The sequence below is a fragment of the Pleomorphomonas sp. JP5 genome (assembly GCF_023721815.1).
GTDB lineage: Bacteria > Pseudomonadota > Alphaproteobacteria > Rhizobiales > Pleomorphomonadaceae > Pleomorphomonas.
The window spans coordinates 37,394-54,109 of sequence record NZ_JAMDLI010000021.1; the positions used below are offsets into that span (position 1 = coordinate 37,394).

18 protein-coding genes and 1 tRNA gene are annotated in these 16,716 nt (G+C 63.8%); 14 read left to right on the forward strand and 5 right to left on the reverse strand.

Annotated features, from left to right (window positions below; all coding sequences use genetic code 11):
- Genes hisB through M4J40_RS18090 form a run of 3 tightly spaced genes read right to left on the reverse strand, consistent with a single transcriptional unit; the run spans position 1 to position 2,411 of the window.
- Complete coding sequence (hisB, locus tag M4J40_RS18080) at positions 1-594, reverse strand: imidazoleglycerol-phosphate dehydratase HisB (RefSeq protein WP_251755817.1); 594 nt, start codon at positions 592-594, stop codon at positions 1-3.
- 41 nt (positions 595-635) lie between these two features.
- Entirely contained in the window at positions 636-1,694 is a 1,059-nt protein-coding gene (queG, locus tag M4J40_RS18085) for a tRNA epoxyqueuosine(34) reductase QueG (protein WP_311134161.1), read from the reverse strand.
- A 24-nt stretch (positions 1,695-1,718) separates the two neighbouring features.
- Entirely contained in the window at positions 1,719-2,411 is a 693-nt protein-coding gene (locus M4J40_RS18090; protein WP_251755818.1) for a glutathione S-transferase family protein, read from the reverse strand.
- 205 nt (positions 2,412-2,616) lie between these two features.
- Here M4J40_RS18090 and M4J40_RS18095 point away from each other — a divergent pair, with 205 nt between their 5' ends.
- Positions 2,617-3,426 (forward strand): undecaprenyl-diphosphate phosphatase, encoded by an 810-nt coding sequence (locus M4J40_RS18095; RefSeq protein ID WP_251755819.1) that lies wholly within the window; start codon positions 2,617-2,619, stop codon positions 3,424-3,426.
- 10 nt (positions 3,427-3,436) lie between these two features.
- On the opposite strand, the gene M4J40_RS18100 is transcribed toward M4J40_RS18095, so the two are convergent.
- Positions 3,437-4,417: a complex I NDUFA9 subunit family protein gene (locus M4J40_RS18100; protein WP_251755820.1), complete on the reverse strand. Its 981-nt coding sequence runs from the start codon at positions 4,415-4,417 to the stop codon at positions 3,437-3,439.
- A gap of 225 nt (positions 4,418-4,642) precedes the next feature.
- Between M4J40_RS18100 and M4J40_RS18105 the strand changes: the two genes are divergently transcribed.
- The 13 genes from M4J40_RS18105 to M4J40_RS18165 all read left to right on the forward strand — a co-directional run bounded on the left by M4J40_RS18105 (position 4,643) and on the right by M4J40_RS18165 (position 15,656).
- Positions 4,643-4,727: transfer RNA gene (locus M4J40_RS18105), tRNA-Leu, on the forward strand.
- Positions 4,728-4,967: 240 nt separating this feature from the next.
- Complete coding sequence (locus M4J40_RS18110) at positions 4,968-6,155, forward strand: FprA family A-type flavoprotein (RefSeq protein WP_251755821.1); 1,188 nt, start codon at positions 4,968-4,970, stop codon at positions 6,153-6,155.
- 174 nt (positions 6,156-6,329) lie between these two features.
- Entirely contained in the window at positions 6,330-6,944 is a 615-nt protein-coding gene (locus M4J40_RS18115) for a ribonuclease D (RefSeq protein ID WP_251755822.1), read from the forward strand.
- Positions 6,945-7,189: 245 nt separating this feature from the next.
- Complete coding sequence (gene lptC / locus M4J40_RS18120) at positions 7,190-7,930, forward strand: LPS export ABC transporter periplasmic protein LptC (RefSeq protein WP_251755823.1); 741 nt, start codon at positions 7,190-7,192, stop codon at positions 7,928-7,930.
- Between the two features lie 86 nt (positions 7,931-8,016).
- The gene (gene lptA, locus M4J40_RS18125) at positions 8,017-8,565 is read left to right on the forward strand and encodes a lipopolysaccharide transport periplasmic protein LptA (RefSeq protein WP_251755824.1); all 549 of its coding nucleotides are present in this window, start codon (positions 8,017-8,019) and stop codon (positions 8,563-8,565) included.
- A gap of 28 nt (positions 8,566-8,593) precedes the next feature.
- Positions 8,594-9,370, forward strand: a complete 777-nt coding sequence (lptB, locus tag M4J40_RS18130) for an LPS export ABC transporter ATP-binding protein (RefSeq protein WP_405030768.1) — start codon at positions 8,594-8,596, stop codon at positions 9,368-9,370.
- Between the two features lie 104 nt (positions 9,371-9,474).
- Positions 9,475-10,995 (forward strand): RNA polymerase factor sigma-54, encoded by a 1,521-nt coding sequence (gene rpoN / locus M4J40_RS18135; protein ID WP_251755825.1) that lies wholly within the window; start codon positions 9,475-9,477, stop codon positions 10,993-10,995.
- Between the two features lie 348 nt (positions 10,996-11,343).
- Entirely contained in the window at positions 11,344-11,949 is a 606-nt protein-coding gene (gene hpf, locus M4J40_RS18140; protein ID WP_251755826.1) for a ribosome hibernation-promoting factor, HPF/YfiA family, read from the forward strand.
- Positions 11,950-12,042: 93 nt separating this feature from the next.
- Entirely contained in the window at positions 12,043-12,507 is a 465-nt protein-coding gene (gene ptsN / locus M4J40_RS18145) for a PTS IIA-like nitrogen regulatory protein PtsN (protein ID WP_251755827.1), read from the forward strand.
- A 106-nt stretch (positions 12,508-12,613) separates the two neighbouring features.
- A complete protein-coding gene (locus M4J40_RS18150) occupies positions 12,614-13,114 on the forward strand; it encodes an MmcB family DNA repair protein (protein WP_251755828.1) in 501 nt (166 codons plus the stop codon).
- A 226-nt stretch (positions 13,115-13,340) separates the two neighbouring features.
- Positions 13,341-14,741, forward strand: a complete 1,401-nt coding sequence (locus M4J40_RS18155; protein ID WP_251755829.1) for a hypothetical protein — start codon at positions 13,341-13,343, stop codon at positions 14,739-14,741.
- Between the two features lie 90 nt (positions 14,742-14,831).
- Positions 14,832-15,260 (forward strand): Hsp20 family protein, encoded by a 429-nt coding sequence (locus tag M4J40_RS18160; RefSeq protein ID WP_251729297.1) that lies wholly within the window; start codon positions 14,832-14,834, stop codon positions 15,258-15,260.
- A gap of 120 nt (positions 15,261-15,380) precedes the next feature.
- Positions 15,381-15,656 carry a DUF1150 family protein gene (locus M4J40_RS18165; RefSeq protein WP_405030769.1) on the forward strand — a complete coding sequence of 92 codons (276 nt, stop codon included), beginning with the start codon at positions 15,381-15,383 and terminating at the stop codon, positions 15,654-15,656.
- Here M4J40_RS18165 and M4J40_RS18170 read toward each other — a convergent pair.
- Positions 15,634-16,710 carry a hypothetical protein gene (locus M4J40_RS18170; RefSeq protein WP_251755830.1) on the reverse strand — a complete coding sequence of 359 codons (1,077 nt, stop codon included), beginning with the start codon at positions 16,708-16,710 and terminating at the stop codon, positions 15,634-15,636. The two genes, M4J40_RS18165 and M4J40_RS18170, sit on opposite strands and share 23 nt — an antisense overlap.
- Between the last annotated feature and the right edge of the window lie 6 nt (positions 16,711-16,716).

Genomic DNA, 16,716 nt, shown 5'->3' on the forward strand with positions numbered 1-16,716 from the left:
TCAGGCTTCCAGCACGCCCTTGGTGGACGGCACGCGACCGCCCTGGGCCGGATCGATTGCGATGGCGAGCCTCAAAGCCCGCGCCAGCGCCTTGAAACAGCTTTCGGCGATATGGTGGTCGTTCGAGCCGTAGAAGGTCTCGACGTGCAACGTCAACCCGGCCTGCATGGTGAAGGCGCGGAACCATTCCTCAACGAGCTGGGTATCGAAACTGCCGATCTTGGCCGCGTGGAAAGCCGTGCGGAACACCAGATACGGACGGCCGGAGATGTCGATTACGACACGGGACAGCGCTTCGTCCAGCGGCAGCGTCACGTCGGCATAGCGGGTGATGCCGGCCTTGTCGCCCAGCGCCTTGCGAAAGCACTGGCCCAGCGCGATTCCGACGTCTTCGACGGTATGGTGATCGTCGATATGAAGGTCGCCCTTGGCTCTGACTTCCAGATCGATCAGCCCATGACGGGCAATCTGGGTCAGCATGTGATCGAAGAAACCCACACCGGTCGAGATGTCGGCGTCGCCACGACCATCGAGGTCGATACGGACGGAAATCTCGGTTTCGCGGGTCGAGCGGCTGAGGCTGGCCGTACGCATGGCTCGCTGTCACTCCTTCGGCGGGATTAATCCGGCTTCTATCAGGGGTGGCCGGAAATGGAAACGTCAAATGATTCGCGCCGCGGAGATCCCAACCGGTCGAGCGCCCAGCGGGCAGCATCGGCGACGACCGGGTCGGGATCGCCGAGGAGCGGAACGAGCGCCGGACCGAGCGCTGCGTCCTTCGAGTTGCCAATGGCAATGGCGACGTTGCGGATGAAGCGATTGCGACCGATCCGCTTGACCGGCGACCCGGAGAACAGAGCGCGAAAGGCGGCATCGTCCAGCGCTGCAAGGGCGGCAAGAGACGGAGCGGTGAGTTCTGGCCGTGGCCGCAGCTTCATTTCCGCAGCCGCGCTGGCGAACTTGTTCCATGGGCAGACGGCGAGACAGTCGTCGCAACCATAGATGCGGTTGCCCATGAGAGGCCTCAGATCCTCCGGAATGGGACCCGCATGTTCGATGGTGAGATAGGAAATGCAGCGGCGCGCGTCGATCTGATAGGGCGCAGGCAAGGCGCCGGTCGGACAGGCGTCGAGGCAGCGACGGCAGGCGCCGCACCGGTCGGTGGCCGGCTCGTCCGGCGTCATCTCGGCGGCCGAGAGGATCACGCCGAGAAACAGCCAGGAGCCGAAATCGCGCGAGACGAGGTTGGTATGCTTGCCCTGCCAGCCGACACCGGCCAGCGCGGCCAGCGGCTTTTCCATCAGCGGGGCGGTATCGACGAAAACCTTGACGTCGGCACCGGTGTCGCGCGCAACGAGACCCGCCACTTCCTTGAGGCGGCCTTTCAGCACGTCGTGATAATCGCGATGGCGGGCGTAGACGGAAATGTTGCCGACGGCGGGTCTTGCGAGATTGTCCAGCGGATCGCTGTCCGGACCGTAGTTCATTGCAAGAACCACCGCCGACCTTGCCTCGGGCCACAGCACGCGCGGATCGACCCGGCGGTCGAGCGTCTCCTCCATCCAGACCATGGAGCCGTGCCGCCCGAGGTCGACGAAGGCGCGCAATCGTCGCGCCTCGTCACCGAGCCGATCGACCGGGGCAATGCCGATCGCCGAAAAGCCGAGATCGCGAGCACGCGCGCGCCACGTCACGGGGCCGCTCCCTCGGAGGCAGCGTCAGAAATCGAGATCGGTGTAGATCGGCGCCGCGGGAAGACCGGGCAACCGGTCCGCCAGCAGGGTGCGGAAGGTCGGGCGCGACTTGATCCGGGCATACCAGTATTTGGCATTGAGATCCTCGTCCCAGGGAACATCACCGACATAGTCGACGACCGACAGCTCGGCGGCGGCGGCTAGGTCGGCGAAGGTCAGCTGCTCGCCCGAGAGCCAGTTGCGCGAGCCAGCCAGCCAGCCGACGTAGTGAAGATGATGCTTGATGTTGACCCGGGCAACCCTCAGCACCTGGTTGTCGGGCGAACCACCCCCCAGCTCCCGCGGCAGCTCCAGCTTCGTGATCTTTTCGTGCAGGAAATACTGCACTGCCTCTTCATGGGCCTTATGCAGGAACCAGTCGACGAGACGACGCATTTCGGCGCGCGCTTCGGGATGATTGGGCATCAGGCGACGATCCCCGAGCGCGTAGCCGCGCGTCTCGTCGACATACTCCATGATCGGACCGGCGCCGACGATCGGCGGGCCATCGTTCTCGACGAGCACCGGCACGTTTCCCGCCGGATTGAGTTCGAGGAACTCCAGCCGCCGTTCCCAGCTTTTCTCGACGACGAGGTCCACCTTCGCGTCATGCTCGGCGAGCATCAGCCGAACGAAGCGGGACGTGGTGGAAAAGGGATGATGATAGAGCTTGAGCATCGCGGCACCGGATCGCCGGCCGCGCCGGCGTCAGACAAGGAAGGTGGAGACAGTTCGCCTGGAGTATCCGTCAAAGCCCCGCGCCGCTCCGAAACGGAATGGCGGCAGGGCGTGAGACTGGCCTATAGAGCCGACGACATGTATGAACAAGCGGTTACCGACCTATCGCATTCGATCCACCCATTTTGACCGAAAGTTTCGCGACATGGATCTTACGGGCCTCATTCAAGCGCTTATCCTCGGCATTATCGAAGGTATCACCGAGTTCCTGCCCATTTCCAGCACCGGCCATCTGATCATTGCGGAACAGTGGCTCGGCGCTCGTTCGGACATGTTCAACATCGTCATCCAAGCCGGCGCCATCCTGGCGGTGACGGTGATCTACTGGAAACGGCTTCTTGGCTTCATCACGGGTTGGCGCAACCGGGAAACGCGCCTTTATCTCGGCAAACTGATCGTTGCCTTTCTGGTCACCTCGGTGCTGGGCCTTCTCGCCAAGAAGCTCGGCTTCAAGTTGCCGGAGACGGTGGTGCCAATTGCCTGGGCGCTGGTCATCGGCGGTTTCTGGATGATTCTCGCCGAGCATTACGCAGCCAAGAAGCCCGAAAGCAGCCATGTCAGCTGGACCGTCGCGGTGGTGGTCGGCGTGGCGCAGGTGATAGCAGGCGTCTTCCCGGGCACGTCACGGTCGGCCTCGACCATCTTCGCGGCCATGCTGCTCGGCACTGGAAACCGCGCGGCGGCCACCGAATTCGCCTTTCTGGTCGGCATCCCCACCATGTACGCCGCGAGCGCCTATGAGATCGTCTCCACCCTGAAGGACGGCGCAGCGACCGCCAGCGAGGACTGGCTGGCCCTCGCGATCGCCTTCGTCGCCTCGGCGATCACCGCCTTCGTCTCGGTCAAGTGGCTGCTGGGCTACATCCAGACCAACCGCTTCACCGCCTTTGCAGTCTACCGCGTGCTGTTCGGCGGCCTTCTGTTCGCCATGCTCCTGACCGGTTGGGTCCACTGAACCGAGGGCTTCAGGCCGGGCTGCCGTCGCGATCGTACTGACCGTGAGGGCGGAAGCGGATGGCATACTCCGGAAGCACCACGCCAAGCGATGTCGGCGAGATGCCGAAGGCGTCGAGCGTGCGGCCTTCGCCGACGGCGGCGGCCGACACGACGCTTCCCGTCTTCAGGAGCTCGACCTGATCGGGCGTCAGGGGCGCGCCGGGCATCCAGGCGGTCAATCGAGCCAGCAACGAGGCCAAACCGAAGGGGATCGTCAGAAAACGCCGCGGACGGCCGGTCTCGGCGAGCAGACGTTCGAGAATGGCCCGGAAGGTAAGCACCTCGGGCCCACCCAGTTCGTAGATGCGACCGCCCGCGATGTCGCCATCCACGGCACGGGCGACGGCGGCCGCAACATCACCTGCGAACACGGGCTGGAGGAGCGTCAGACCGCCACCGATCAAGGGCAGAACCGGGCTGAGCATGGACATCTCGCCGAATCGATTGATGAAGTGGTCCTCGGGGCCGAAGATGACCGAGGGTCTCAGGACCACCGCATTCGGCACGACATCGAGGACCGCCGCTTCACCGGCGGCCTTGGTCCGGGCATAGACCGAGCGGGACGCGGCGTCGGCGCCGATGGCGGAGACGTGGACGAGGCGGGAGATACCGGCAGCGGCAGAAGCTTCGGCCACCGCGCGAGCGCCGAAGGCCTGCACGGCCGCGTAGGTCTGGCGGCCGGTGGGAGCCAGAATGCCGACCAGATTGACGACAGCATCGGCACCGCTGATGGCCCGATCGATCGAGGCGCGATAGCGAAGGTTGGCTTGCATCGGCATGATCTGGCCAGGAGCGCCAAGGGGTAGCAGATGCGCCGCCAGATCGGGCCGTCGGCAAGCCGCCCGAATGCGCCAGCCCTCTTTGGCCAGTGCCCCAACGACATGGCGCCCCAGGAAGCCGGAGGCCCCGAAGACGGTAACGATCGGCTTTTCTTCCCGAACGAGGGGCATGGCAATCCCTTCCTGCGAACAGTTGCGATGAACGATCCCGGCCGCCAGCGATCACGATGGCCAGCGTCCCTGCAAAACCAACTTATTAAGGCAGGAAGCCGCGCCCTGTACAGACCGCACCGCGTAGCATTCCGTAGCCGGCACCATTTCGTCAGCAAGGATCGAAATGGCGGTTGACAACATCGCGCCGACCCCGTATTCACCCCGCCAGCCGACGACCCCTGTGCCCAGGTGGCGGAATTGGTAGACGCGCACGGTTCAGGTCCGTGTGCCGCGAGGCGTGAAGGTTCGAGTCCTTTCCTGGGCACCATCGTCGATCATCATGATCGACGCGATGTTGGCCTCATTTTCTGAATGCGAAACAACCTGCCTCACGGCGGGTTTTTTCATGCCTGCATTCCACGCGGGGCAGCCTTGCGGCGCATCGTTTTAGAACCGTTCCATGCTTGCCGAAATTTGGCAACGCGCATAATCCCTTGCTTGCAAACAACGACGAGCGCCGACGCGGCATTCGGCCGCGACGAGAGCCTATTTCGAGGAACGATACCCCATGATTGCCCAGCGCATCACCGACGACATCCATTCGCTTCGCGCCATTGACTGGGACCGAAAGCTGTTTGACGAGCTGGTGCCGCTGCCTGAGGGAACGACGTACAACTCCTACCTGATCCGTGGACGGGAAAAGACCGCACTGATCGATACGGTCTATCCGCCCAAGGCCGAGGAACTGCTCGCCGCGATCAAGGCGGCTGGCGTCGAGCGTCTCGACTACATCGTCGCCAATCACGCCGAACAGGACCATTCGGGCTCGATTCCCGCGCTTCTCGCGCTCTTCCCCGACGCGAAGGTGGTGACGAACGCCAAGTGCAAGCGCTTCATTCTCGACACGCTGCCCGTCGAGCGAGACGCCTTCGTCACCGTCCGCGATGGCGACACCCTCGACCTTGGCGGCAAGACGCTGTCGTTCCACCTGACGCCGTGGGTGCACTGGCCGGACACGATGGTGACTTTCGCCGTCGAGGATCGAGTCGCCTTCACTTGCGACTTCCTTGGCGCCCACTTTGCCACCACCGAGCTATTCGCTCGCGACGAGGCGCAGGTCGCCATCTCCGCGAAGCGCTACTATGCCGAGATCATGATGCCCTACCGTCGCTTCTCGGCCGAAGCGCTCGGCAAGGTCGAAGCGCTCTCTCCGCTCTTCGTGGCGCCCAGCCACGGCCCGGTTCATGATCGCCCGTCCTTCATCTTCGACCTCTACCGGAGCTGGACGTCCGACGAGGTAAAGCCGCTGGTCGTCATTCCCTACGTGTCGATGTACGAGAGCACGGCCAAGATGGTCGCCCTTCTGGTCGACAAACTCACCGAGCGCGATGTCGCCGCGCAGCCGGTCAACGTCGTCGACCTGGACAGCGGTGCGTTGGCCATGAGCGTCGTCGATGCCTCGACCATCGTCTTCGCCTCCCCAACGGTGCTGTCCGGTCCGCATCCGAGCCTTGCCGCTGCGGCCATCCTCATCAACGCGTTGTCCCCGAAGACACAGAAGGTGGCGGTGATGGGGTCCTTCGGCTGGGAAGGCAACCTTCCCGACCAGGTGATCGCCCTGCTGCCCCGCCTCAAGGCGGAGGTTCTGGAACCGGTCATGACCAAGGGACTGCCGCGGGAAGAGACTCTGGAGGAAATCGGCCGACTCGCCGACGAGATCGCCGGCCTCCGGGCCACCGAGGCGGCGGCGGCCTGATCGCCAGGCGGCCGGCTGGCGCACAATTTTCTTGCGCTTGTCCGGCCAGCGTCCGCATATACGGAAAATCGTTTCCTGGGACCGGCGACCATGCCGCCGGTCGCCTTTGCGTATCCACACGCCGTAATGGTCCTGCGACCTTTCGGCTGGAGCGCCAACCAGCAGAGTTCGACCATGACCATCCGCCTTCACGCCGGCGACCTTCCCGATCTCGACGCTTACGGCGATGTCGTCGCCATCGACACCGAGACACTCGGCCTCAACCCGCATCGCGACCGGCTATGCGTCGTGCAGTTGTCGCCGGGTGACGGATCGGCCGATGTCGTGCAGATCGCCCAGGGTCAAACCGCCGCGCCAAACCTCGTCCGTCTGCTCACCGACCCCAGGCGGATCAAGGTGTTTCACTTTGCCCGCTTCGACATCGCCATCCTCAAGCGCGCTTTCGGCATTACCGTATCTCCCGTGTTCTGCACGAAGATCGCGTCTCGGCTCACGCGCACCTACACAGACCGGCACGGCTTGAAAGACGTCACCAAGGAACTCCTCGGCATCGATATCTCCAAGGCGCAGCAGTCGTCGGACTGGGGCGCCACGACGCTCAGCCAGGCGCAGCTCGAGTACGCCGCCTCGGACGTGCTCAATCTTCACGCGCTGCGAGCGCGGCTTCTGGCGATGCTCGAACGCGAAGGGCGGACGGAAATGGCGGAGGCCTGCTTCCGCTTCCTGCCGACTCGCGCCGATCTCGATCTGGCCGGGTGGGCGAACGAGGACATTTTCGCCCACAGCTGAGTCCGGTTGCGCGACACCCCGGCGAGCGAACGTCATGGCGCCGTCGAAATGACGGAAAAGCGAGGCGTTCGCCGTCCGGCGATTGCCTGAATGTGATTGAAAGCCTCTCGCGACGCGGCAAGCGTTGGTTTATCTTTTTTGTCTAAAGTCCGCCGGGCAACCTTCGATCTGCCCGGCCCGCAAGGGTGATTGGGGCTCAATCGGGATCGAAGACAAGGGTACCGTCGACAAAACGGGAACGAGGGATGAGCGGCATCGCGGCGAACCGCGCTTTCGATGGCAGTGATCTGGAGCCGTTCGGCAACACCGCCGAGCGGGCACGTCAGTTTGCCATGGCGGCACGAGAAAGCAGACGCGTTCGCCGCCTGCGCGTTATCCTGCCGGCGGTCGGAGCTTTGCTTTGCCTGATCGTGGTGGGCGCCACGGTCATCACCCGCATCACCATAAGCCTCAGCATCGGCGACCTGAAGATTACCACCGAAGGGCTCGCCATGGATGCGCCGCACCTATCGGGCAGCGACGGCAAGGGGCGCACTTACGCCGTCAGCGCCGAAAGCGCCGTGCAGGACCTCGGCGATACGAGGATCATCCGCCTCAAGGGTATCGAGGCGACCGTGACCCAGGCCGACGGCAGCCGCGCCCGCCTTCTTGCGGACAGCGGCGTCTACGATTCCGCCGCGCAGACGGTGGTGCTCAAGGAAAACATCCGGTTGAGCAACTCCGACGGCTCTGGCGGCGCTCTGGAACGGGCGGAGATCAACCTTTCCACCGGATCGCTGACGTCCGACAGTCCGGTCGCATTCTCCTCTCGCCTTGGCGAGATCAGCGCCGAGAAGATGGGCGTCGAGAAGAAAGCCGGCACGGTGACCTTTTCAGGCGGCGTCCGCATGACCGTCGATCCGAGCGCCCACCCAGGCAGTGGCGACAAAGCACTTCCCAGCCGAACCGAACAGGGCGCAGGGGGCGCTCCGGAAGCGGCTCCCTGACAACAATCAGACGGCGCGGCGCTCCACCGGAGTCCACGACGTTCTAGCCGCCTCAAGAAGGCAGAAGGCAACTCAAGATGACCCGCATGCCACGTACCAGCCTTCTCAGCCGGGCCGCAGCCGCCGGCCTGCTGGTCGCCCTTACGCTCTCCTCGGCCCTCGCTGCCGATCAAACCGCAAAGCTACCGCCCAACGCCTACCAGGGCCTTGGAATGTCCTCCGACCAGCCGATCCAGTTTGAATCGGAACAGCTCGAGGTGCACGACCAGGACAAGACGGCAACCTTCATCGGTCACGTGATCGTTCGGCAAGGGGCAACCGTTCTGAAGACCGATCGCCTCATGGTGTTCTACCAAGGCTCGCCCACCGGGGAGGGGCCGCAGCAGGTCAGCCGCCTCGAGGCGAAGGGCAGCGTACTGGTGACGTCGGCCAGCCAGACGGCGAGTGGCGACGCGGCGACCTTCGACACAGCGGCCAATACCATCGTGCTCACCGGCAACGTCGTGCTCACCCAGGGCGACAATGTCATTCGCGGCTCGAAGCTCCTGATCGACATCAACACCAGCCAGGCCAAGATGCTGGGCGGGCGGGTGCAGATGCTGATCGCTCCGAAGTCGCTCGACACCAAGGGCTGATGCGCCCTCCACGCCGGAAACCAGAGCCTTGCTGAAGAGTTTCGCCCAGACTGAAAGCCCGTCGCCTCCCGCGGCGGCAGACACATCCGACCTTGTCGTCTTCAACCTCGTCAAGACTTTCGGCCAACGGCCGGTGGTGCGCGGCGTTTCCATGCAGGTTCGACGCGGAGAAGCCGTCGGCCTTCTCGGCCCCAACGGCGCCGGCAAGACCACGCTGTTCTACATGATAACCGGGCTGATCCCGGCCAACGGCGGCAGCATCTTCCTCGACGGGCACGACATCACCGGCTACCCGATGTTCCGTCGTGCCCGGCTCGGCATCGGCTATCTGCCGCAGGAAGCGTCGATTTTTCGAGGACTGACAGTCGAAAACAACATACGAGCGGTTCTCGAACTGGTCGAGCCGAACCGCGACGCCCGAGAGGCGGAACTCGATTCGCTGCTTGAGGAGTTTCACCTCGCCCACCTGCGCCGCCAGCCGGCGATCGCCCTTTCCGGTGGCGAGCGCCGACGCGCCGAGATCGCGCGAGCACTGGCAAGCCGACCGATCTTCATGCTGCTCGACGAGCCTTTCGCAGGCGTCGACCCAATCGCGGTCGGCGACATCCAGGCGCTGGTGCGTCACCTCACCGGGCGAGGCATCGGCGTTCTGATCACCGATCACAACGTTCGAGAAACGCTCGGCCTTATCGACCGCGCCTACATCCTGCATTCCGGCATGCTGCTGGTGGAGGGGACGCCCGACGACATCATTGCCGACGCCGACGCGAGGCGCGTTTACCTCGGCGAGCAATTTAGCCTTTGAAGCCGCCCTCTGCCTAGGTTATGAAGCAAGAAGCGGACCACCTTCGGCCGCCTCACTGACTTTCATGGCTTCCGCTTCGACGCGGAATGGACGGGGGTTGCTCGATGGCGCTGTCGGCGCGGCTCGAACTCAGACAAAGCCAGTCGCTGGTGATGACGCCGCAGCTGATGCAGGCCATCAAGCTGCTCCAGCTGTCCAACATGGATCTCGTCACCTATGTCGAGCAGGAACTCGAGCGCAATCCGCTCCTCGAGCGTGTCGATGATAGTGGTGACGGCGAGACGCCTGTTGTCGAGCCCGCCGATGCCGACATGCCGGCACGAGCCGATGCGCCGGACTGGTTCGAAACGGAAGGCGCCCCCAGCTCGGAGCGCGTTGCCAACGTTCTCGATACCGATATCGGCAACGTCTACCCCGACGATGCCGGTCAGCCCGAGCGCCAACCTCTCGACGTCGGTGCTCTCGCCGGGGGAGACTGGTCATCGGTCGGCCGTGGCGGCACCGGCGAGGACTACAGCCTAGAAAGCTTCGTGGCCGGCGAAATCAGCCTCGGCGACCACCTCGCCGAGCAGTTGGCCGTCGCCATCACGGACCCGGCGTTGCGCCTCATAGGCCACGATCTCATCGATCAGGTGGACGAGGCCGGCTACCTCAGAGCCGACCTTGCCGCGACCGCCGAGCGACTGGGCGCTTCGCTTTCCGAGGTCGAGAAGGTGGTTGCCGTGCTCCATACCTTCGAGCCAACCGGCATCTGCGCCCGCAACCTCTCCGAATGCCTGGCTTTGCAGCTTGCCGAGAAGGATCGGCTCGACCCGGCAATGCAGGCGCTGATCGCCCATCTCGATCTTCTCGCCCGGCGCGATCTCGCCGCGCTCAAGCGCCTTTGCGGCGTCGACGACGACGATCTCGGCGACATGATCAAGGAGATCCTGGCGCTCGACCCCAAGCCGGGCCATGCTTTCGGCACGACGCAGGTGCAGACGGTGGTGCCCGACGTGATGGTCCAACCGGCCGCCGATGGGGGCTGGACGGTGGAGCTCAACACCGACACGCTTCCGAAGGTACTGGTCAACCAGACCTATTACGCCGAGGTGTCGAAGACGGCCCGCGAGGATGAGAAAACCTATCTCGGCGAATGTTTCCAGTCGGCCAACTGGCTGACAAAGAGCCTGGATCAACGTGCCAAGACCATCCTGAAGGTGGCAACCGAGATCGTCCGCCAGCAGGATGGGTTCCTGACCTATGGCGTCGCCCATCTGAAACCACTCAATCTTCGGATGATCGCCGATGCGATCGGCATGCACGAATCGACGGTATCGCGCGTCACCTCGAACAAGTACATGGCGACGACGCGCGGCATCTTCGAGCTCAAGTACTTCTTCACCTCGTCAATTGCTTCCTCCGAAGGCGGCGACGCCCATTCGGCCGAAGCCGTGCGCCATCGCATCCGGCAACTGATCGACGCAGAGACCGCCGACGACGTGCTTTCCGACGATACCCTCGTCAAGATGCTGCGCGACGACGGCATCGATATCGCCCGTCGTACGGTCGCCAAGTATCGGGAAGCACTACGCATTCCCTCCTCCGTGCAGCGTCGGCGCCTGAAGCAGCTTGCCGGGGCGTAAAATCGCGGTAACCTTTCGGAAATCGGGGGTCATCCGGAAGGCGGATTGATATCGCCACCGGCCGACGCCACATCTGATGCATGCGGGCGCGTCGCCCGACAACGCCAGCTCAGGGGAGGTTCTCGGCTTTTCCGCTTCCAAACCCCCGATCGGCGCTTGCTCCGGCCGAGAGCCGCAGAGCAAGGGGGAAAGCGGCAACACCACCCACCGACGAGACGGAAAGCCGCGCCCCCGCTCGCCGGCGCCGGTCGAAACCCGCCAGACGCGGACGACCGGAGATCCGGGTGCTGGACGAGATATTTCCAGCAATCCGGTCGGTTCATAAAGGCGCGAGAAACGAGGACTCTGATGCCGCTTCGCATTACCGGAAAGAACGTCGACATCGGCCAGGCACTTCGCGAGCACATCACCACACGCACCACCGAGGAACTCGGGAAATATTACGACGGGACCTTCACCGGGCATGTCGTGGTGCAGAAGGAGGGCAAGGCCTACATTGTCGACTGCTCGATCCAGCTCGCCTCCGGCACGACGCTGCAATCGCGGGGTGAGGATTTCGAGGTTTATCCGGCAGCCGAGAAGGCAGTGGAACGAATCGGCAAGCGGATGCGGCGCCACAAGCGCAAGCTGAAGAACTTCAAGGGCGGCGAGTCGGCGGCCGGCGATCAGACGCCGGGCGGCCCGTCCTGGGGCGATATCGATGCCCAGACGACGGTGTTCGCCGCTTTCGACGACGAGGAGCTGGGCGAGGACTTCGCGCCGACCGTCGTGGCGGAGACTACGCAGAAAATCCGCACGATGAGTGTCGGATCGGCGGTCAGCGAACTCGACTTCACCGGAGCTCCCCTGGTGATCTTCCGCAACGCCGGCAACGGTGGCGTCAACGTCGTCTATCGCCGCAACGACGGGAATATCGGGTGGATAGACCCCTCGCTCAACGAAATCGCCGGCTGACGGGACTCATCCCATCTGTCCTTTTTCGGTTCACACCTATATGAAGGCGAGGGTCGGGGTTACCCGGCCCTCTGCCAAACTTGGAACAAGACGATGGATCTGAGCGACCTCCTTGTGATCGACGCAATCCTGCCGCGGCTCAAGACCGCCAACAAGAAGCAGGCGCTTCAGGAGATGGCCGCCAAGGCTGCCGCTCTCACCGGACGGGACGAGCGCGACATCTTCGAAACGCTGATGCAGCGCGAGAAGCTTGGCTCGACCGGCGTGGGACACGGCGTCGCCATTCCCCATGGCAAGCTGGTTGGCCTCGAGCGCTTGGTGGGCGTCTTCGCGCTCCTCGACCGGCCGATCGACTTCGATTCGCTCGACGGCGAACCGGTCGACGTGCTGTTCCTTCTGCTTGCGCCGGAAAGCGCTGGCGCGGATCACCTGAAGGCGCTGGCCCGCATAGCTCGCGTCCTGCGCGACGATGAAACGGCGGCGAAGCTTCGTGCCGCCGACGATGCCACGGCGATGTTTGCGCTTCTCACCGAGGATGTCCGCTCGGACGCTGCCTGAGGTCTGTTCTCCGCACACTGGTTGCCCTGTGCGGCGCGCTGCGATCGAGTTCATGGCCGTTGATTTCTAAAAACAAATCATGAACAATGGCGACGGAGACTTGATCATGCCCGTGCCGATCGCCGCGTTTTCCTCCCCAATCGAAAGCTTCGTCAACGACGGCCGACAATCGGAAGCCGCTCGCCTCGTGCAGCGCGGTGTCGGGCGTCTGTTGGCGGGCCATGGATTTTCCATTCTTTACGAGTTGCCACTCGCGTCGGGACGGCGCGCCGACGTGGTAGCCCTCGGTGGCAACGGCGACATACTCATCATCGAGATCAAGTCGTCGGTGGAAGATTTCCGCACAGACCGCAAATGGCCCGACTATCGACTCCACTGCGATCGGCTCTTCTTTGCCACCCACGCCGACGTTCCCACCGATATCTTTCCCGAAGAGGCCGGGTTGATCGTCGCCGACGGTTATGGCGGAGCGATCCTGCGGGAAGCTCCCAACCACCGGCTCGCCGCTGCCACGCGCCGAGCGGTGACCCTGCGCTTCGCCCAAGTGGCAGCGCGTCGCATCCAACAGCTGATCGATCCGCAGTTGCCGGACATGGGTGCCTTCTAGAGTGCCGCCGCGCAAGCTGGATTCAACGAATCAGCGACTTCGCCGGGTGCTAGTTCGAAGGGCGAACAGACCGAAGTCTATGCCAAAACAGCGGCTTCCAGCGTCCGTTCGCGACTAAGAGCGGGGGTGCGGCCGCTTGTCGCGGTGGATACGAGCGCTATCCTTTTTCCACCGACAACAGGGGCTGAGAGCATCGGGGGACGGTCGTAACCACCTGGAGGACGGCGTGCCGTATTATCATAGCTACTCCGGATCCGAAGCGGACAATCCACCGCGATCACCCAGCCGTCGATCGCCGGAAGCATCCGGCCCCTCGGCCGACCTTTACGCTCGCGTTGCGCGCCGATATTGCCCCCCGACGTTCAATCTTGGTACCGCCTTCGTCTCCGGGGTACGCGGTCCTGTCGTCGAGCGCGTGTTGCGAGCGTCGCCCTTCTGGAAGCTCATCGCTTTCGATCGTCTGGCGCCAGAGTCCGACGCTACCGCCCCCTCCGTGCTGGTGCTGCCGCCCTACGCCGGGCACTGTCCGACCCTTGTCCGAGACACCGTGGCTGCCTTCCTGCCCGATCATTCGGTACACGTCGCGGGTTGGGCCGACGCCCGACGCGTACCGCTTTCGGCCGGTCCCTTCGGGCTAGGCGAAGCCGTGGAGGCCGTCGCCGACATGATTGCCGAGATCGGAGGTCCGGTGCATGTGGTCGCGATCGCAGAAGCCGGCGTCATCGGCATCGCGGCCGCTGCCTTGCTTGCAAGAGGTAACCGCAGCCCAGCATCGTTGACGCTGATCGGCGGGCCGGTCGATTGCCGGGCCGATCATGCCGGACTTGCCGCCGAGGCAACCGTGCGCGGACTCGACTGGCTCGTCCGAACGGTGATTGCGCCTGTCCCGCCACCGTTCGAAGGCGCGTACCGGGAAGTGTTCCCAGGCTTCTTCGCCCTTACCGGCTTCCTGACGCGCCATCTCGATCGCTCTTCCATCGATCACAAGGAGCTGTTCCTGGGGCTGGTGTCCGGCGACGGTGACGGCGCCGACGGTCATCGGGGCTTCTTCGAAGAGTTCCTGGCGGTCATGGACGTACCCGCCGAACTCGTTCTGCAGTGGATCGAGGCGGTGTTGATCGAACGGCCATTCACTCCCGATCTCGGCAAAGCCTTCCCGCCAAACGGTGAGCCTCCCCTCGCCGGCACCCCCTTGATGACGGTAGAGGCCGGGCGCGATGCTTTCGGCGGAGGCGGCCAAACGCATGCCGCCCACCAGATGACTGGCCTGCCGCAAGGGGGGTGTCGCCATACCGAGGATGAGGCAGGCCGTTTCGCGCTCTTCAGCGGGGCGCGCTGGCGCGCCTCGATATTTCCACGTGTTGCCGACTTCATATCCAGCCATGCCGATCCGCCCGGACGATCGAGGCCGCGCAAGGTCGAGGATCTGTTGACACTGCCCGGACTTACGCCGGCACTTGTTGGCCGGCTCAACCGCGAAGGCATCTACTTCATCCATCAGCTCGCCCGTCTCGACGAGACTTCGGCAAACGATCTGGACAGGCGCCTTGGGACGGTTGCCCATCCGCTTGTCGGCCAACTCGGACGTCAGGCGCGCTTTCGCCTTGGCGAGATCGGTCGGCCTTGAACGGCGAAGACCGCAAGGCCATATAGAGCGCTGATCACCGGGTGCCTCAGGGGCCCGGTCAAGGTCGCTTCCTTGCGAGGACTTTGAAAGATGACGAGACTGGCAGGCTTCTCAAGCCCGTTTCTCCTGGGCTTCGACGAAATCGAGCGCGCGCTGGACCGAGTGTCGAAAGCCGCGAACGATGGTTATCCTCCGTACAACATCGAACGGATCGAACGCGAAGGCCCGGAAGGCGACGTGCTGCGCATAACGTTGGCCGTCGCCGGGTTCACGCGCGAGCAACTCGACGTTTCCGTCGAAGAGAACCAACTGGTGATCCGTGGCCGACAGGCGGACGACAAGTCTCGCCTCTATCTCCACCGAGGTATCGCAGCGCGGCAGTTCCAGCGCACCTTCGTTCTTGCCGAAGGTATCGAGATCCTCGGAGCCGATCTGCGAAATGGCCTCTTGTCGATCGATTTGGTCCGCCCGCCACTCGAGCGAGTCATTCGGCGGATCGAGATCAACGCCGAGGATTGACCATAAACGCGCCGGTCACCTTTTCCCACTAAATTGCGTTTCAGACCCGTTCGCCCTTCGTCGGCGAACGTGTCCCTCCCCCTGCCCGGTCAAGACCGCCAAGGGGAAAGGAGTAAAGCGATGGCTACTTTCACCAAGACCACTTCCGCCGACGACCGGAAGATCATGCCCGATGCTGCCTTCCGGCAACTCGGTGGTGGCACGGTTGCCTATCTGCGTCGCGTCTCCTCCGATGACGTGATCGCCGCCCATCCCGGGTATCTCGATCTCAGACCCGGCATGAAGCTGTGGGCGCTGCATTCGGCCGACGGACAGCCGATCATGCTGACGGACAGCCGTGAGGCGGCCATTGCCAACGCTACCGAGGCCGACCTTACACCGATGATGGTGCACTGATCGGGTTGCCGTCCGAAGCCATGGCGAGGGCCGCAAAGCCCTCGTCGGTCGGAAACCGCGAAGCGGCCTCGCTCGCAAGGCGGCGCGACGCTGCGATGTCGCCCACCTCTTCAAGAAGCCGGATGCGACGCCGCGGAACTTCCTTGAGATAGCGCTTGGCAAGGCCGGACAGGACGCCGTCGCCGGCGATCGCCGCATCGAGTCCGGCGAGCAGTGTCAAGGCGCGGCCAATATCGCCTGCCCTCTTGGCCGCCTCGGCGGCAAGCAATATCAGGCCAGGATTGGTATCCGGCAGAAGCCCCACAAGAGCATCCGGATCCAGATCGATACCGGCATCGAAGGCGGCGCGGGCTGCGGCGAATCGCGCATGAGCCGGCCAATCGATCGAAGAGACAAGAAGATTGCGGACTGCGGCTTCGACGAAGATATCCCGCCGGAAAGTCGCGGTAACCTTGCGAATGATGTTGAGGCTGTAGAGGTGGTCGTGAACTTCGTGACTTGAGCGGAGCGGCACCAGCGCAACCTCGCCCGGCAACCCGAGATCGGCAAGACGGGCACCGACACCGGCATCGTATGGATCGTAAGTCGGAACGATCACCCGCGCCATTCCCCTGCGTGGAACCGCAAGCAACTCCCCGAGATCGGCCTCCCCCGACCTTTTCGCAAGGCCGGCCGCCGCCGACTGGCTGCCCGGCTCCCCAATCCGGAAATCCGGCGCAAAGGCATAGAGCTCGGCGTCCGGGTATCTGGCTGCTGCTGCCGCGGCACCAAAAGCGCCCATCGAGCTGCCGTAGAGAATGATGCGCGCAGCCTTTGCCGTCGATGCCGCCTCGACGATCAGGCGATCGATATCGGCACCGCAGCTCCGATACCAGTTGTTCACCGGCTGGTTAAGAAGCAGAAGGCTGTGGCTCGTGCCCGCGAACAGACGCTCAAGACCGAACTTTCCAGCCGGCACCCGTACCTGACTGAAGACGACGACCAGCGTGTCGCCACCTGGGCGGAACTTGCTGGCGAGGTTGTACTCGCCTGCGCCGATCAAGGAAGATGTCATTTTCGA

Bases quoted from the DNA above. Each gene is read 5' to 3' on its own strand.
- hisB (WP_251755817.1), bottom strand. From the start codon at position 594: ATGCGTACGGCCAGCCTCAGCCGCTCGACCCGCGAAACCGAGATTTCC.
- M4J40_RS18090 (WP_251755818.1), bottom strand. From the start codon at position 2,411: ATGCTCAAGCTCTATCATCATCCCTTTTCCACCACGTCCCGCTTCGTT.
- M4J40_RS18095 (WP_251755819.1), top strand. From the start codon at position 2,617: ATGGATCTTACGGGCCTCATTCAAGCGCTTATCCTCGGCATTATCGAA.
- M4J40_RS18100 (WP_251755820.1), bottom strand. From the start codon at position 4,417: ATGCCCCTCGTTCGGGAAGAAAAGCCGATCGTTACCGTCTTCGGGGCC.
- M4J40_RS18110 (WP_251755821.1), top strand. From the start codon at position 4,968: ATGATTGCCCAGCGCATCACCGACGACATCCATTCGCTTCGCGCCATT.
- M4J40_RS18115 (WP_251755822.1), top strand. From the start codon at position 6,330: ATGACCATCCGCCTTCACGCCGGCGACCTTCCCGATCTCGACGCTTAC.
- lptC (WP_251755823.1), top strand. From the start codon at position 7,190: ATGAGCGGCATCGCGGCGAACCGCGCTTTCGATGGCAGTGATCTGGAG.
- lptA (WP_251755824.1), top strand. From the start codon at position 8,017: ATGCCACGTACCAGCCTTCTCAGCCGGGCCGCAGCCGCCGGCCTGCTG.
- rpoN (WP_251755825.1), top strand. From the start codon at position 9,475: ATGGCGCTGTCGGCGCGGCTCGAACTCAGACAAAGCCAGTCGCTGGTG.
- hpf (WP_251755826.1), top strand. From the start codon at position 11,344: ATGCCGCTTCGCATTACCGGAAAGAACGTCGACATCGGCCAGGCACTT.
- ptsN (WP_251755827.1), top strand. From the start codon at position 12,043: ATGGATCTGAGCGACCTCCTTGTGATCGACGCAATCCTGCCGCGGCTC.
- M4J40_RS18150 (WP_251755828.1), top strand. From the start codon at position 12,614: ATGCCCGTGCCGATCGCCGCGTTTTCCTCCCCAATCGAAAGCTTCGTC.
- M4J40_RS18160 (WP_251729297.1), top strand. From the start codon at position 14,832: ATGACGAGACTGGCAGGCTTCTCAAGCCCGTTTCTCCTGGGCTTCGAC.
- M4J40_RS18165 (WP_405030769.1), top strand. From the start codon at position 15,381: ATGGCTACTTTCACCAAGACCACTTCCGCCGACGACCGGAAGATCATG.
- M4J40_RS18170 (WP_251755830.1), bottom strand. From the start codon at position 16,710: ATGACATCTTCCTTGATCGGCGCAGGCGAGTACAACCTCGCCAGCAAG.